Here is a 15874-nt window from a genome sequence, read left to right on the forward strand (position 1 = left end):
TTACACTAATGCGTGATTAGGTTATCTATATCGGATTAGTCCGAAAATCAAAAAAAACCTTGAAGGAGAGATTAAATGAATATCTATGTAGGAAATTTGTCTTACAATACGACCGAGGATGAGCTCAGAGAGTTGTTTGCTCAGCACGGTTCAGTTGTAAGCGTGAACATAATCAAAGACAGAGAAACCGGAAATTCAAAAGGATTTGGATTTGTGGAAATGGGTGAGCAGTCCGAAGGCGAAACCGCCATTAACGAACTTAACGACAGTGTTCTGAACGAAAGAAACCTGAGAGTCAACCAAGCACGCCCCAGAAGCGAAAGACGCTAATTCTTATTTATCCGCAGATTACGCAGATATTCCGTTTGCTAACGCAAGCGGTAAAACAAGAAATTATTCTTTCTATTTGTCAGCGCAGATATTGTCTGCGTAATCTGCGGATATAATCTTTTGAATGAAAGACAACGGTTTTGTCCATCTTCATCTCCATTCGGAATACTCGCTCCTTGACGGAGCTATAAAGTTTGACGACCTGATTAGCAGGGTGAGCGAGTTGGAAATGGGCGCTGTTGCTATTACAGACCACGGCAATCTCTTCGGCGCCTACGAGTTTTACAGCAAGGCGAGGAAAAAGGGTGTGAAGCCGATAATCGGCTGTGAAATCTACGTTACGCCCACGCTTAAACTGGACAAGCCGTCTGACGGTAAAAACTTTCACCTGACCGTTCTGTGCATGAACGAGAAGGGATACTCAAATCTTTCAAATCTGGTTACGCGTGGTTATTTTGAGGGGCTTTACCGTCGTCCCAGAGTTGACCACGAGATGCTCTCGGAGCATAACGAGGGATTGATAGTTTTAAGCGGTTGCTTGAGCGGCGAGTTATCTCAGGCAATTTTCAAACGCTATCCTGACCCGCCCGAAAAGGTCGTTTCCACCTATAGAGAGATTTTCGGCGACAGATACTACCTTGAAGTTCAGGCGACTGGTGTGAATGAGCAGAAACGCGTGAACTCTGAGTTGAAAAAGTTGGGGAAAAAGCTTGATGTTCCGCTTGTCGCCACCAATGACTGCCATTTTCTGCGGCGCGACGACTACGAGCCTCACGATGTTCTGCTTTGTATACAGACGGGCAAAAAGCTTGAAGACGAAGGCAGAATGAAGTTTCCGGGAGACGGGTTTTACCTCAAAACGCGCGGGGAGATGGAAGAAACCCTCAGAGGTTTCTCTGACGCGCTGGACAGAACCGTTCAGATCGCGGAAAGGTGTGATTTTGAATTCAAGGATGAGGGCTACCGCTTTCCGCAGTTTGAAGCCGGCGGCGAGTCGTCGGTCCGGAGTTTACGCGAACTTGCCCCCCGCCTTCTTGCCGAGCGGCTTTCGTCCCGCAAAATCTCGGAAAACTCCGCCGAATATTCCGAGCGGCTTGAATACGAGATTGACGAAATCTGCAAAATGGGTTTCGCGGACTACTTTCTTGTGGTCGCGGATTTTGTGCGATACGCCAAAGAAAATAACATTCCGGTCGGTCCCGGGCGCGGGAGTGTGGCAGGCAGTCTTGCCGCTTACGCTCTGGGCATAACAGATGTTGACCCTGTGGTTCACAAACTGATTTTTGAGCGTTTTCTCAACCCGGGCAGGATTTCAATGCCTGACATAGACATGGACTTCTGCGCCGAAGGGCGCGATCGTGTCATAGACTATGTGAGCGAAAAATACGGCAGCGAAAATGTCGTTCAAATCGGCTCCTTCGGAAGAATGTCGTCAAAGGCGGTTGTGCGTGATGTCGGCAGGGTTATGGGGATTCCCTACGGCGAGGTGGACAAGGTTTCAAAACTTATCCCGTCTTTTCGCGGCAAGGTTCACAGTATAGAAAAAGCCGTCAAGGAAGCGCCCGAACTCAAAAAACTTGTTGAGGGCTCGGAGCAAATTGCCACGCTGATTGAAATGGCGAAACACCTTGAAGATATGACTCGCCACTCTTCAACGCACGCGGCGGGCGTGGTTATTGCGAGCGAGAAAATCTCCAACCGCGTGCCGCTTTACAAAGGCACCAACGGTGAAACTGTAACGCAGTTTGACATGCACGCGCTTGAAAGTCTGGGTTATGTGAAATTTGATTTTCTCGGTCTTAAAACACTCACAATCATTCAAAAAACCGTTGACCTCATACGCTCCCGCAAAAACGGTTCGGCTCCCACGCTTGAGATAGACCATATGCCGACTGATGACGAAAAGGTTTACAAACTCTTCACCAAGGGCGAAACGCACGGGCTTTTTCAAATTGAATCGTCATCGGGAATGGTTTCAATGCTACGCAAACTCAAACCAGAAAGTTTTGACGACATAGTCGCCGCACTCGCGCTTTACCGTCCCGGACCGCTGGACAGTGGAATGGTTGAAGACTTTATCAAACGCAAACGCGGCAAGGCGCGGGTTTCGTATCCGCATCCTCTTCTTGAGGACATTCTCAGCGAAACGCGCGGGCTTTTTGTCTATCAGGAGCAGATTATGCAGACGGCGAGCATTTGCGCGAATTACAGTCTCGCAGATGCGGATTTAATGAGGCGTGCAATGGGAAAGAAAAAGCCGCTGGAGATGAAGGCGCAGAGGGAGAAGTTTGTTTCAGGCGCCTTGGACAAAGGCATAGAAAAAGCAAAAGCCACCGAATTGTTTGAAATTATGGAGAAGTTTGCGGGCTATTCCTTCAACAAAAGCCATAGTACCGCCTATGCGCTTCTCACCTACCAGACGGCGTATCTCAAAGTGCATCATCCAGCGGAGTTTATGTGCGCGCTTATGACGGTTGATTCCGCGAGTGACAAGGACAAACTCATCGCGCACATAACCGAATGCAGAAAGATGGGCATAAAGGTTCTTCCGCCCGACATAAGCGAGAGCATGTCAGGGTTCACGCCAGTAGATGAAAAGACCGTGCGCTTCGGGCTTTCCGCGCTCAAAGGTGTGGGTGAGGAGGCGGTCTCCGCTATAATCGCCGCACGTGAAGAGGGTGGTGCGTTTGAAGACCTGTTTGATTTCTGCGCGCGCGTTCAGACCAAGCGGATAACAAAAAAGGTTTTTGAGATGCTCATAAAAAGCGGCGCGCTGAGTTCATTCGAGAGCAACGCCGCGAAACTGCTGAACTCTCTTGACACAATCGCCGCGTATTACGCCGCAATGGACTCTTCGGGAGATGCGGGCGGGCAATCATCTCTTTTTTCGTCTGATTCCGGTGCGATTACCAAGCCGGTTCTGCCCGAAGCGGAGAGATGGAGCGATGAACAGACCGCAGAATACGAGTTGGAAGCGGTCGGGCTGTTTGTTTCAAGCCATCCAATGACGCGCTACGCTGAGCAGTTGAAAGTTTTCACCTCGCACGCCGACACCGAGCGGTTTAGTTCTTTGACAGACAAAACAGAGGTTTCAATCGCCGGAGTCGTGCGCTCGCTAGCCATAAAAACGACCAAGTCTGGCAAGGGGCTGTTCGGGCGGCTTGCGCTTGAAGACCTGAAAGGATCGGTTGAGTGCGTGATTTTCAATGACGCGATAACCAAAAGCCGCAACCTGCTTGAACAGAAGACCGAGCCGGTGATTTTGACGGGCAATGTTGACGGTCCCGAAGACAAAAAGCAGATGAAGGTCAGAGAGGTTCTGTCCGTTTCGGAATTCCTCTCCCGCGCGTCCCGCGTTACCATTTCCGTTGACGAAAGCACGGCGAACGTAGCAAACCTCTCCAAACTTGAAAACATTTTCAAACAGCACCGGGGCGAGGCGAAGGTTGATTTAAACCTCGGAGTGGAAGGTAAAACGGTTTCCATTGAGGTCGGTAAATACGGGGTTGAGGCGTCTCCAGATTTTGTCAGGGAGATTGAGTCGCTTCTCGGAGATAGGGCGCTCGCGTTTGAGGTACGGAATGGCGGCGCGGAGAGAAAACCTCCGTTCGGGTGATTTGCTCCCCGTCCGTGAAAACGGACACCATTCCCTCAATCTCCGTTTCACGGATTTCAAAAGTGGGATTCTCTCCAAACATCTTTTTGCACATGCGGCACACCACAACACTCGGACGCGCCGACCTTACAAGTCGCAAAAGCGCATTTTTGTTTCTCTTTGTGATTTCGGGCAGAAACACCAAATCACTACGCAATTCGCGGTTTTCCACAATATCCACAATATCAAACTTTTCCACATCACTGTGGATATTGTGGATAGATTCCATCAATAGAAACGAGGTTTTTCCACATACGATTTTGAGGATAACAGGGCGCGGAAAACGCGAGTCGGCGACCGTAAAGTCTTCTAAACGAAGGAATTTCAGTTGTGTCGCGCCGTTTTTGGAGATGTCATGAACAGGAGGGGATTTGTGGATTTTTTTCCACGTTACGCCGTAGTTTTCCACAGTTTTCCACAATTTATTGTTCAACTTTGCACCGTTTATCCACAGGTTTTCCACACTATTGTTCTCTATCAACGCCGCCGCGCCGTTGAGTTGGCTCTGGTCGTTTGCCAGCAGAATGAGGTGATCCGTTTTTGTTATCCGCTTGGCAAGCAGGGCGCGAGAGACAACGGCCGAACCGATGAAGGCCGAGCGCGCTTTGCGTGAAAAGCCACCCTTAACGAGCACGGTTGAGCCGTCTGTGAATGTGAACAGCGCGATGTTCTTGCGCCCTGCGTCAAAAAACGCCGCTTCAGTTTCTCCGTTTCCCGCAGGGCGGAAGTCGTAAGTCGCGCTTGCGGTTAGGCACACAACAAGAACGGCTGCGGCAACCTGTGCGGTTTTGCGCCCCCTTTTCACAAAAAACGCGGCTGCAAGCGCCATGTAGAAAAGCGCGAAAGTCAGTCTCGACATCTGCGGCACGGAAATCGCGGGGCTTAGGGAGAAAAGTGCTTCGGCAACTGCGGTTAGCGTGACCGAGAGAAGCGACAGAGACGAGAGCAGAAACTCCGGCACAAAACCGAGGGCGGCAAAGACCGCTACCGCAACAACGCACAGAGGCACCATCGCAAGCGCAATCGGCATCGCGACTATGTTTGCGGGGAAAGTAAGAACCGGCGCGACCCCGAACATGTTCACGACAAACGGCAGAGTCGTCATGGTCGCCGCCGCCGTTGTGAACACAACCGCAATGAGCGCGAGCGAGGTTTTTCGCGCCAGAGTCCTGTTCTCTCCGGATTCGGGGTTTTTCACTCCAAACCGATTCAGGGCGAGCAGTATTCCCGCCACCGCTGAAAAAGACAGAATAAACGACGGCTCAAACAGCGCGTTTGGGGTGAACAGCAGAATAATCACCGCGGCGGCCGCGAGCGCGTTCATTCTGTCGTCCCGTCTGCCCGAAATCATCGCGACCAGATAGACCGCCGCCATAATCGCCGCGCGAACGGACGAGTTTCCAAAACCCGCGAGCAGGGCATAGAGAAAAACCGCCGGTATCGTCAGCCCCGCCGCGATTTGCGGCACGACAAACCGCGTCATAATGTATTCAGAGCGTTTAAGTAGCCACTTGACCGTCATAAAGAAAAATACCGCCGCGATGCCGACGTGCAATCCCGAAATTGCGAACAAATGTCCTATTCCAAGCGTTGTGAATTTGCGTTTAAGCGTTTCGTCAAGGGCGCTTTTTTCGCCTATGGAGAGCGCGTTCACAATTTCAGCCTGCGAGTTCGGAAGGTTTTGTCGTATGAAAACGGCGTAGTCGCGCCGCAAGCCGTTCACAAGACGCAAAAGGGCGCCGGATCGCTCCCGTGAGCCGAGCGGCTTGATTTTGTCCGCTTCGGCGTACGCAGTGAAAAACACACCGCTCTGCGCGAGCCGGCGGGCGTAATCCGTAGCGCCGGGATTCTTGAAGCCGGTTATCCGACGCGCGCGAATCCGCACCGAAATCTCATCGCCGTAGGCAAGATTTTCATGACCGTTTGAATAGACGATGACCTTCGCGTTCACAGGCGCGGTTTGGTCGCCGTGAGTCGCGCTCTCAATTTTGAGCGGGATTTTTACCGAGCCATTTTGCCGTTTCTGAGCGTTTTCGTAGAGCGAGCCCGCAACGGTTATCCGCTTTCCTTCAAGTGCGGAAAGCGCGGGGTCCGGTCCGGACTCATAAAGACGCGGCAACGCCATTCCAAGCGGAAAAAAAAGAAGGGCGAATAAAACCGCAAAGCGTTTTTTCCCGCCCGCAAGAGCCAAAGCGGCCAGCAGGAGGCACAAAACCGCCGTCCACCCGGGTTAAAAACCGCGAGGCAATTATGCCGAGCATAAGCGCCAGAGCACAGGCGACAATTCCGTGTTTGCGCCACAGCGATAAAAGAGGGGACGATGGGAGAAGTCCAGGGCTCACGGCTTTTCTGTTATCAGGCAGATTGCCTTTGCGGCTATTCCCTCACCGGCTCCGGTCCACCCCATTTTTTCGGTGGTTGTGGCTTTTATGTTTACCGCGCCGGGCGCGATGCCGATTGCCTCCGCGATTTTCCCGCTCATCTCTTCTGCGTACGGGGTAATAAGCGGTTTTTCGCATATCACAACCGCGTCCACATTTGAGACCTCAAAACCCGCGCGCACGATTTTTTCGCGCGTTTGTTCAAGCAAAGACGCGCCGCTCGCGCCTTTGTATGTGGGGTCTGTGTCGGGAAAATGTTTTCCGATGTCTCCCAGCCCAGCCGCGCCGAGCATGGAGTCGCATATCGCGTGGGCGAGAACATCGGCGTCCGAATGGCCTTCAAGCCCCCTGTCAAACGGAATTTTCACACAGCCGAGAAAAAGCTCGCGGTCCTCCGCAAACCTGTGCGCGTCAAATCCGATTCCGGTGCGTATTGTCATTTTTCCGTCTCCATATTTTTCACTACGGTCTCGGCGAGGGCAAAGTCCGCGCGCGTGGTGATTTTCATATTGAGTCTGCTTGAAGCCACAATGACGGCGGGCGTTTTGCTTCCTTCGAAAAGCGCGGTTTCATCAGTAATTTTTCCGGGGTTGCCTGAAAAGTTTTCATACGCGCCAGAGAGCAAATCGCGCCTGAACGCCTGAGGTGTTTGAATGCGCCAAACATCTTTGCGCTCCAGATTTCCCGAAACGCGGAGAATATCCGGATTTTGCTTGTCTTTCCCCGTCAACTTGATTGAGTCGTCAAGTGAAATCGCCGCGGTTGACGCTCCGAATTTAATCGCGGCGCTAACGCACCGCTCTATCAGTTGCTTTTCAACAAACGGCCTTGCCGCGTCATGAAACACAACCGCTTTGCTCTTTTCGCTCGCGGCATAAAATCCCGCCCGCGCCGACTCAAAACGGGTTTTACCTCCGGTGATTACAGCCGCTTTTCCGCCCGTCCATTTTTGAGATATTTCCCGTGCCTCTTCCATTTTGCCCGCCGGCGCGACGATTATAATTTCGCTTACAGTTTCGCAGGACGCGAAAGTTCGCAAACTTCGCGCAAGAACGGGCTTGCCCCCCAACAGGGCGAACTGTTTGCGTTCTCCGGCTCGTTTTCCCTCTCCTGCCGCGAGAATGACCGCCGAAGCACGAAAATTTGCCATAGGGGAAAGTATATCAGTATCAATACCGCTTGAAAAAACGGAGGCGAATAATCATAATAAGCGGCGGAAACAGGAGCATAATTGAAGGTTCAAACCCTTGCCAGCGGCAGTTCAGGAAACTGCACTTTTATAGACAGTGGTAGCGCGAAAATTCTTGTTGACGCAGGTATCAGCGCGAGGCAAATCTCGGAGCGTCTCAAATCGGTCGGGGCGCAAGTCAGTGAGTTAAGCGGCGTCATCGTCAGCCACGAGCATCAGGATCACACAAAAGCGATAACCGCTTTGCCGGTTCCGGTTTATGTTTCATCCCGCACACGACATTTGTGGAGCGGCGTGGAAGATTTGCGGGAGTTTCGCACGGACGAAGCTTTTAGTGTGGGCGACATTCTCATAACGCCTTTCCCAGTTCCGCACGATGCGGTTGACCCGGTCGGGTTTGCTATTGAGGCGGGTGGCAAAAAGGTGGGAATTGTTACCGATCTAGGGTCTGAAACCGAACTAGTTCTTGAACAGCTCAGCGATTGCGACATGCTCATCATAGAGTCCAACCACGACGAGGGACGGCTTCTCACGGGGCGTTATCCTCTTGAGTTGAAACAGAGAGTCGCCGGGCGGCTGGGGCATTTATCAAACCGCCAGTGTTCGCGGTTGCTTGAGAGTGTCGTGCACGGTAATCTGCGTTTTGTTGTTCTCGCGCACCTGAGCGAGAGAAACAACCTGCCGCGTCTGGCGTTGGACGCCGCGCGCAGGGCGGTAAAAGGTTTTTCCGCGTCTCTTCACATCGCACCAAAAAATTGCGGGGAGGTTTTTGTGCTTTGATTTCACGATACAGCCGGAAGGAAATGGTGGAAATTTGGAGCGACAATTCGCGATACGCGCGGTGGCTTGAAGTTGAGTTGGCTGTCTGCGGGGCATGGAGCCGGAAGGGGAAAATACCGCGCGCCGCGCTTGCGGACATCAGAAAAAAAGCCGCTTTTGACGAAAAAAGAATCTCCAAACTTGAAAAGGATTTGAAGCACGATGTTCTGGCGTTTCTTACTTGCGTTTCTGAAAAAGTCGGCAAAAACGCCCGCTACATTCATATGGGCATAACCTCGTCCGATGTGCTGGACACCGCATTCGCGCTCCAATTGAAAGCCGCGTCCACAATCATCCTCAAAGACATGGGTGATGTGATGAAGGTTCTCAAAAAACTCGCTCTGCATCACAAAAAAACACCTATGATTGGGCGCTCTCACGGCGTTCACGCCGAACCGAAAACTCTGGGGCTGGTTTTCGCTCTGTGGTATGACGAAATGGGGCGCAACCTTGAAAGAATGAAACGCGCCGCCGCGGGCGTGAGCGTGGGAATGATGTCGGGCCCCGTCGGAACTTATTCAAGCGTTCCGCCCGAAGTTGAAAAAATAGCCTGCCGCGAGCTGGGCTTGAAGCCCGCCGCCATCTCCACGCAGATAATCCACCGCGACATACACGCGGAGTATTTTCTGTGCCTTTCGCTTATTGCCGCCGCGATTGAAAGAATCGCAACCGAGATACGCCATTTTCAGCGAACCGAAGTGCTTGAAATGGAAGAACCGTTCGCAAGCGGTCAGAAGGGGTCTTCGGCGATGCCGCACAAGAAAAACCCCATTCTGTCTGAAAATCTTTGCGGGCTTGCGAGGGTTGTGAGGTCTCACTCCGCCGCCGCGCTTGAAAACATCGCGCTGTGGCACGAAAGAGACATAAGCCATTCTTCGGTTGAAAGGGTTATCGCTCCGGACGGGACGATTTTGATTGACTTTATGCTCGCGCGGCTCAAAACCCTGCTGGAAGGGCTTGTTGTTCACAAAGACCGCCTCGCGCAGAATATGGATTTAACGAAAGGGCTTGTGTTTTCGCACAAGGTTTTGCTGAAGATTATAGACACGGGCGTTTCGCGCGAGAAGGCGTATAAAATAGTTCAGAGAAACGCGATGAAGTGCTGGGAGAAAAAGACGGACTTCCGCGCAATTCTGAAAGAGGATGCAGAGTTGAAACGCGTTCTTTCTTCGCGGGAGGTTGACGCCTGTTTTGATATTTCGGAGGACTTTCAACATATTGACGCTATTTTCAAAAGGGTTTTCGGCTGACTTTCGGCGCGTGAAGATTTTTTTATTCTCGGTTTTTCTCTGTCTGACCGTGCTTTCATGCGGCGGGCAGAGCGATGAGGACTTGCGCGAAAAGGCGGATGCCGCCGCGCAATTTTTTGCCGGAACATTTTCGCTTTTCATTCCGGATGGGTACACCGTCAGGGCGGAAAATGTCAGAGACAAAGGAGACGGATTTACGGGCGGAGTGTTTGTTGTAAAGTCGCCAGACGGCTACGAGGCGAATATTCCCGCCGTGCCTTTTCTTCTCACGCCGGACGGACGGCGTATTGTCCTTGAAGCGCACGGACCTTTTGATGAGGACGATTTGAATGACTCTCAAGTTCCCGGCTTCAAAGTCGCGCCGCAGTCTTTCACGGGCGCGCCACTGTTGCTTGTGTCATCTGACGGGCGTGTGATTGCGGGGAACAGGATTCTTGACACGGCTGTTGATTATGCGGCTGAAAATATGAAAAAAATCTCCCTTGATGAAACCGCCGTTCTCGGCGACCCGGGCGCGCCGGTTGTGATTGTGGAGTTTTCGGATTTTCAATGTTCTTATTGCCGTAACTCGTCCGGAGTTTTGAAAAAAATTCTGGACGAATACAACGGCTATGTGAAGGTTGTTTACAAGCAATTTCCGCTTGATTTTCACAACTGGGCTTACGAGGCGGCTGAGGCGTCATACTGTTTTATGCGGTTAGGCGGCAATGAGGCGTTCGGGTTTTTTCACGATGAGGTTTTCGCCGCGCAGGGGGAGATAACAAAAGACAATCACAAAGGGTTATTTGCCGCCCTCGCCGTGAAGGCGGGACTTAACGCCGGCAAGTTCGCGCAGTGCGTAGAGCAGTCCGAAACGGCAGATTTGGTTGAGAGGGACGTAGCCGAAGCGTTTTCTTTGCAGGTGGACGGAACACCCGCGTTTTTTGTGGACGGTTTGAGGGTTCCCAACGACCCCGGGCTTTTGAGAAAAGCGATTGAAATGCGCCTTTCACGCATAAAATAACTGGATATGGATTTTATAAACGAGGCAAGCGAGACGGTTGCTGGCGCGGCGGCGGATATCAAGGCTTGGGAGGCTGCTCATCTGGAAAAGGTTTTTGTGCCGTTTTACTCCTCGGCGGACATCAGGATTTCATCAAACAAAGCCGCCGTGGTGGACACAAACATCTTTCCCGCCGGTTTCAACAACCTCTCTCCCGAATTCCGCGACCGGCTCGGGCTCCTCATCAGGGACGCCATTTCGCGAAAATATCCCGGCACTGGCAAACTCCTTGTGATTCCGGAAATCCACGCGCGCAATCCGCATTACTGGGAGAATGTGAAGACGCTTGAAGAGGTTTTGCGCGCGCGCGGTTTTGAGGTCAAAGTCGGTTTTGTTGACGATGAGATTAAGCGCGGCGCGGTGTCTGTGGCGGCTTCGGGGGGTGGAACGGTTGAGGTTGTCAAAGCCGCGAGGGACGGAGCGAAAATCTCCGCCGCCGGTTTTGTTCCGGACGTGGTTTTGCTCAACAATGATTTTTCCAATGACTGCCCCACGATTTTGCGCGACATAGAGCAGCCCGTTTTGCCTCCGGTGGAAATCGGCTGGCATTCCCGCAGAAAGGACGTGCATTTTGAGTTTTATAACTCGCTCGCCCGCGAAGCGGCGGCGGTTTGCAAAATTGACCCCGCGATTATTTCTATTGAGACGCGCCTAATTGAGGATGTGGATTTTGACGAGTCCGAAGACAGGGAAAGGGTTGCCCTTGTGGCTGATGAAATGGCGGGGACCGTGCCGGCCGGGCCGCTTCTTTTTGTGAAAAGCAACAACGGCACTTACGGAATGTCGGTTGTCGCGGTTTCAGGCGGGGACGCGATTAGAAATATGAACGCGGAAAACAGAAAGAAGATGCGAGCCGGAAAGTCAAAAAAGCCTAGCGGGCAAATTGTTATTCAGGAGGGAGTTGAGACCGTTTTGCGCACCGATGAAGGCATGCCTGCGGAGCCGGTTCTGTATATGGTGGAAACCGAAGTGGCGGGCGCGTTTTACCGCACCAACTCAAAGAAAAGCGCGGCGGAGAACCTGAACTCGTCGGGAATGGAATTCAGGCAATTTCCCGATTGCGTCAAGGATTTGAGAAATATCCCCGAACTACTGTCGCTGTGCGCGAAAATCGCCGCCCTCGCCGCGGGTTATGAGATTGAAAAAGTTATGCTTGAAGGCGGATGTGAGTGATTTTGCCTACACGGATTTGGTTGGTATTATCAAGAAATTGACAAAAAAATGAACCCTTGGATACAAATGAGCATTGACTACGCTAACCAGCGCAGTTATTTGGATGACCTATTTACTGTTTATCCGACAATCCCCGACGGTATTCATAAAATAAACCCGAAAATATGGGATGACGTAGAAAAGTCGTTTGTAAAACAAGACAATGTTGCGCTTGTTGAAGCGTCATCAAACGAAGGAGATTTGGTGTTGGATTGTTTCGCGGGGTCGGAGACAACTCTTGTAGCCGCACAATCTCTCAACCGCAATTGGATTGGAATTGACGAGTCTGAATCGGCAATCAAAGTTATCAGGAAAAGAATGAAAAACTTGCCGAACAGTCTTTCTTCAATGGTTGAATATGAGTTTTTGAAGAAAAAAGGGGGGTAATGTCTCCCATTTGAGCAAAGAGTAACAATTTTCACAAATCAATGCTTCACGAGAGAATCAAAGAATACCTTGAAAAATTGGACAGAGAAAAAAATCCTCTGGAAAATTTACATGGAGAAAATGCTTTTTCTCACGAGATGAAGAAAATTCTTGATGGACTCAAACCCTACAAACCCAGCAAGGAAGATCAAATAGAAATACAATCCTTTGACTTCACGGAAGCCTATAGAACCCAAGATTCTGGTTGGACAACTTACTATGGGTCAATGCTTTCCACCTATAGGTCAATGTTTTCCACGCCAGAATATGAATATCCTGACATTAATAATATAGACGAACAATATTTAGATTATTGGTCAGAAAGAGCAAGGCAGGCTCAAAACCCTGTTTTGTCGGCAAGATATGCAGATTTAGTTGTCAATTTTTCCCCGATGGTTTTGAGTGAAAAAGCGGACATTGAAATGTTTCGGAAAGTAATTGACTCAAATATACAAATCTGTGAAAACCTTTTAGCAATTGACATTGATTGCAAAAAGAAAATAGAAAGAGCGTTGTTTTTGTCAACTTTTATAAAAGATGAGAGACGAATATTAAGAGCAAAGAAAGCAACAATCGATCTCGAGAAAAAAATTTCAGTAGATGACAAACCAAGTCTTTGGGGTTTTTCTTTTCGGTTGCTTTTGCTGGAATTTCCGAAAAAAGTTAAGTGTACGAAACAGGAAGAGAAAGAACTGGTGGAAGAACTCGAAGGAAGACTTAAAAGAGCAGAGAAAAATAGAATGATTGTAGAGTGTGCCACCACACCCCTTGCGGAGTATTATCACAAACAAAAAGATGAACAAAACCTCATGCGTGTTTTGGGTGTTTTGGAGAACATGCTCAAAACGGACGAATATATCAATTCCTCCCATTTGTTAATATTAGGTGCCTACGAACAACTTCGAGAAACATATGGGAGGTACGCCAGCAGTTTTTCAAAAGCAAAGGAGTCGGAAAATAGAATTTTGCAAGAGATGAGTCGGTTTGATTTAGACGAGAAAAAATCCCTTAAGGTAGTATCCGCAGAAACAACAATAGATAGGAAAGAAATTGATGATAATCTTAAGAGGATTTTTGGTGAACATGAAGAGCGTAGCCTGCCTGAAGTTTTACAAATGGTTGTAATACAGAGTTTGCCACGAAAAGAAAATGAAGAAAAGTATTTCAACGATATTTCGAAACAATCTCCTTTGGAACTTATTATTCCGAAAAATATACTCTCAGATGAAGGCTTCAGTATTGGCAAGGCTAATTCTTTTGACCAGAACTTTCTTTTGCATGCTGTACAAGGAGTACAATTTGCCTCGTTAATTTCTAGGTTTGCAATTGATAAGCTCAAAGAGAAATTTTCCAGAGAAGAAACTTTTGATTATTTAACTAACTCAATGCTTTTTGAAAAAGAAAATAAAAATTATTTAAAAAAAGCAGTTTTTTCATATTGGGATGGTGATTATCTTGTTTCTTCGCATTTTTTCATTCCTTTAATAGAAAGTGGTATTAGAGAGTTAATTAAGAGATGCAACGGTGTAGTGTTGAAACCAAATCAAATTGGCGGATACGAATGTGTTTCGCTGTCTAGCTTGCTCGGAAATTGCGAGTACGAGAAAGATCTCAACCAAATCTTTGCCTTTTTTGGCAAAGATGTGGTGTTTTATTTGAAATTGATACTTACAGAGAGGCTTGGATTGAATTTGAGGAATGATTTTGCACACGGACTAGTAAAAGAAAAATTTGGCAAGAGAGAAACTTCAGACATATTATTTTGTGTTTTGTCTTTAATGTCTTTTCTTAAGGAAAAGTAATATCAGCGAATGCATTGTTTATTTTCCCTCACCCCACTGCAACCGCTTTGTTATACGCCTCAATCACGTCGCGCCGCGACAAAATTCCCACAAGTTTTTTCGACCCTCTCGCTTCCACAACGGGAAGAATTTCAGCGGGTTTTTGACCGAGAATTTTGACCACTTCATAAAGATTGTCGTCCGGGCAGACGGTCGTAACATCCAGAGTGGCAAACTCCTTGACGAGTAGCAAGTCTTTCAAATCCTCCTGAAAAAGCCACTGGCGGAAGTCCTGAATTGAAACAATGCCGGACAGCCCGCCGTCAGAGTTCACAATGGGGAATGTTGTGAATTTGCTTCCCGGTAAATCCTCAATCAGTTTTCGCAAACTTGTGTTTTCGTCAATGGTCTCAATGGTTGTTCTCATCACGTCCCGCACGCGCAGGGAGTGCAGACTCTCATTCTCTATGCCGCTTATTTCCACGCCCTCTTTTTTGAGTTCAAGAGCCTCTATGGAGCCGCCGGACAGAGAGCGGGCGATAGTCCAGCTTGTTACAACGCAAACCATCGCGGGCACAATGAGGTGGTAGGTGTGGGTCAGTTCCAGGATCAGAAATATGGAGGTGAGCGGCGCGTGAGTGATTGCCGCCAGAAACGCGCCCATGCCTACCGTTGCGCACACGGGCGCGATGCCTGCGGGTGTGGACGTGACGGCCGCCATCGCTTTTGAAAACGCTCCTCCCGTTGCTGCGCCCATGAATATCGCGGGAGCGAAAAGCCCTCCGGGCCAGCCCGAACCGACTGTTACGCAAGTTGCGAGCGGTTTAAGAAGCAGTATTGCCGCGAGCGCGAAAAGTGTTGTGTTGCCCGTGAGAATTTTCCGCACATGCTCGTAGCCGTTGCCGAGCACCTCGGGCAGCAGAAGGGCTATGCAGCCGAGAATGGCGGCTCCTAAAAAAAGCCGTATTTTAGCGTCTCCGATTTTTTGAAACAGGTTTTCGGTCGTGGAAAACATCTTGATGAAGCCCGCCGCGAGGAGCCCCGTAACTATTCCCAGAGGGAGATAGAAAACCGCGAGGTCGCTCAGACTGAAAGCCGAAAACCCCGGCATGTCAAAAAGAGGCGTACTGCCTTTGAGGAAATATGAAATTGCGGTCGCGGACGCAGACGATATAACAATGGGAATAAAAGTTGCCGAGCGCAGATTTCTAAGCAGCACGATTTCCTCGCTGAACATCACGCCCGTGATAGGGGCGTTGAAAGTCGCCGCGATTGCCGCCGCCGTTCCGCACGCTATAAAGGTGCGTATGTTTGACTTGGAAAGCCGCATGCGTCCGCCGACCGCGCTACCTATGGCTCCACCCGTTTGCGCTATCGGTCCCTCCTGACCCGCCGAGCCGCCGAAGCCCAGTGTTATGATGGACGCGAGAGCTCTCACAATCGCTTCGCGCCCCCGAACAATTCCGCTTCCGAGGTTTATGTGTTCAATGAAACGGGGGAATCCGAAGCCCAGCAGATCTTTCGGCGCGAAAGGGATTTTTGAAACCGCGATAAGCAGAGCGGCGCCCGCAAAAAGCGGCGCAAATAACCACAGTCCGCGCTCAAAAAACGGCTGAACCGCACCATTGTAAATCTCCTCGTAAAAAGCCGTGAAAAGATAGTTTACGCCGCCAGCCGCGATTCCTATGACAAGAGCGCCGATTATAAGAAGGGTTTGCTCTCTGGAGAGAGAGCCGTTTTTTTTCATTTAAACCCCGTTCGGGTTTGACAGTAAAGCGTATTGATATGT

The 15874-nt window shown here is 49.9% G+C and carries 12 protein-coding genes; 8 read left to right on the forward strand and 4 right to left on the reverse strand.

Translation table 11 applies throughout. The features are described from left to right. The first annotated feature begins 75 nt into the window (after positions 1-75). Together GKS04_01415 and dnaE are read left to right on the forward strand one after the other, a co-directional pair. On the forward strand, positions 76-330 hold the full coding sequence (locus GKS04_01415; GenBank protein ID QMU55848.1) for an RNA-binding protein: 255 nt from the start codon (positions 76-78) through the stop codon (positions 328-330). 124 nt (positions 331-454) lie between these two features. Then, entirely contained in the window at positions 455-3946 is a 3492-nt protein-coding gene (gene dnaE, locus GKS04_01420) for a DNA polymerase III subunit alpha (protein QMU55849.1), read from the forward strand. Here dnaE and GKS04_01425 read toward each other — a convergent pair. The 3 genes from GKS04_01425 to GKS04_01435 all read right to left on the reverse strand — a co-directional run bounded on the left by GKS04_01425 (position 3858) and on the right by GKS04_01435 (position 7516). Then, positions 3858-6197: a DUF4131 domain-containing protein gene (locus GKS04_01425; GenBank protein ID QMU55850.1), complete on the reverse strand. Its 2340-nt coding sequence runs from the start codon at positions 6195-6197 to the stop codon at positions 3858-3860. The two genes, dnaE and GKS04_01425, sit on opposite strands and share 89 nt — an antisense overlap. A 126-nt stretch (positions 6198-6323) precedes the next feature. Continuing rightward, complete coding sequence (locus GKS04_01430) at positions 6324-6806, reverse strand: 2-C-methyl-D-erythritol 2,4-cyclodiphosphate synthase (protein QMU55851.1); 483 nt, start codon at positions 6804-6806, stop codon at positions 6324-6326. Further along, complete coding sequence (locus GKS04_01435; protein ID QMU55852.1) at positions 6803-7516, reverse strand: NTP transferase domain-containing protein; 714 nt, start codon at positions 7514-7516, stop codon at positions 6803-6805. Before GKS04_01435 ends, GKS04_01430 begins: the two co-directional genes overlap by 4 nt. 81 nt (positions 7517-7597) lie before the next feature. Here GKS04_01435 and GKS04_01440 point away from each other — a divergent pair, with 81 nt between their 5' ends. The 6 genes from GKS04_01440 to GKS04_01465 are packed head-to-tail and all read left to right on the forward strand — an operon-like array spanning position 7598 to position 14106. Next, on the forward strand, positions 7598-8335 hold the full coding sequence (locus GKS04_01440; protein ID QMU55853.1) for an MBL fold metallo-hydrolase: 738 nt from the start codon (positions 7598-7600) through the stop codon (positions 8333-8335). After that, complete coding sequence (locus GKS04_01445) at positions 8332-9624, forward strand: adenylosuccinate lyase (GenBank protein QMU55854.1); 1293 nt, start codon at positions 8332-8334, stop codon at positions 9622-9624. The genes GKS04_01440 and GKS04_01445 overlap by 4 nt, the downstream gene beginning before the upstream one ends. 10 nt (positions 9625-9634) lie before the next feature. Then, positions 9635-10627 (forward strand): thioredoxin domain-containing protein, encoded by a 993-nt coding sequence (locus GKS04_01450; protein QMU55855.1) that lies wholly within the window; start codon positions 9635-9637, stop codon positions 10625-10627. A gap of 6 nt (positions 10628-10633) precedes the next feature. Then, positions 10634-11839: a glutamate--cysteine ligase gene (gene gshA / locus GKS04_01455; GenBank protein ID QMU55856.1), complete on the forward strand. Its 1206-nt coding sequence runs from the start codon at positions 10634-10636 to the stop codon at positions 11837-11839. 48 nt (positions 11840-11887) lie between these two features. Further along, complete coding sequence (locus GKS04_01460; GenBank protein ID QMU55857.1) at positions 11888-12265, forward strand: hypothetical protein; 378 nt, start codon at positions 11888-11890, stop codon at positions 12263-12265. 41 nt (positions 12266-12306) lie between these two features. Next, on the forward strand, positions 12307-14106 hold the full coding sequence (locus tag GKS04_01465) for a DUF4209 domain-containing protein (GenBank protein QMU55858.1): 1800 nt from the start codon (positions 12307-12309) through the stop codon (positions 14104-14106). 28 nt (positions 14107-14134) lie between these two features. Here GKS04_01465 and GKS04_01470 read toward each other — a convergent pair whose 3' ends face one another. Continuing rightward, positions 14135-15832 (reverse strand): CBS domain-containing protein, encoded by a 1698-nt coding sequence (locus tag GKS04_01470; GenBank protein QMU55859.1) that lies wholly within the window; start codon positions 15830-15832, stop codon positions 14135-14137. Between the last annotated feature and the right edge of the window lie 42 nt (positions 15833-15874).

Source organism: Candidatus Mycalebacterium zealandia (genome assembly GCA_014075295.1).
Classification (GTDB): Bacteria; Desulfobacterota_D; UBA1144; order Nemesobacterales; family Mycalebacteriaceae; genus Mycalebacterium; species Mycalebacterium zealandia.

Excerpts from the sequence above, each read along its gene's own strand:
- GKS04_01460 (QMU55857.1), top strand. The coding sequence starts at position 11,888 with ATGAACCCTTGGATACAAATGAGCATTGACTACGCTAACCAGCGCAGT.
- GKS04_01465 (QMU55858.1), top strand. The coding sequence starts at position 12,307 with ATGCTTCACGAGAGAATCAAAGAATACCTTGAAAAATTGGACAGAGAA.
- gshA (QMU55856.1), top strand. The coding sequence starts at position 10,634 with ATGGATTTTATAAACGAGGCAAGCGAGACGGTTGCTGGCGCGGCGGCG.
- GKS04_01430 (QMU55851.1), bottom strand. The coding sequence starts at position 6,806 with ATGACAATACGCACCGGAATCGGATTTGACGCGCACAGGTTTGCGGAG.
- GKS04_01470 (QMU55859.1), bottom strand. The coding sequence starts at position 15,832 with ATGAAAAAAAACGGCTCTCTCTCCAGAGAGCAAACCCTTCTTATAATC.
- GKS04_01435 (QMU55852.1), bottom strand. The coding sequence starts at position 7,516 with ATGGCAAATTTTCGTGCTTCGGCGGTCATTCTCGCGGCAGGAGAGGGA.
- dnaE (QMU55849.1), top strand. The coding sequence starts at position 455 with ATGAAAGACAACGGTTTTGTCCATCTTCATCTCCATTCGGAATACTCG.
- GKS04_01415 (QMU55848.1), top strand. The coding sequence starts at position 76 with ATGAATATCTATGTAGGAAATTTGTCTTACAATACGACCGAGGATGAG.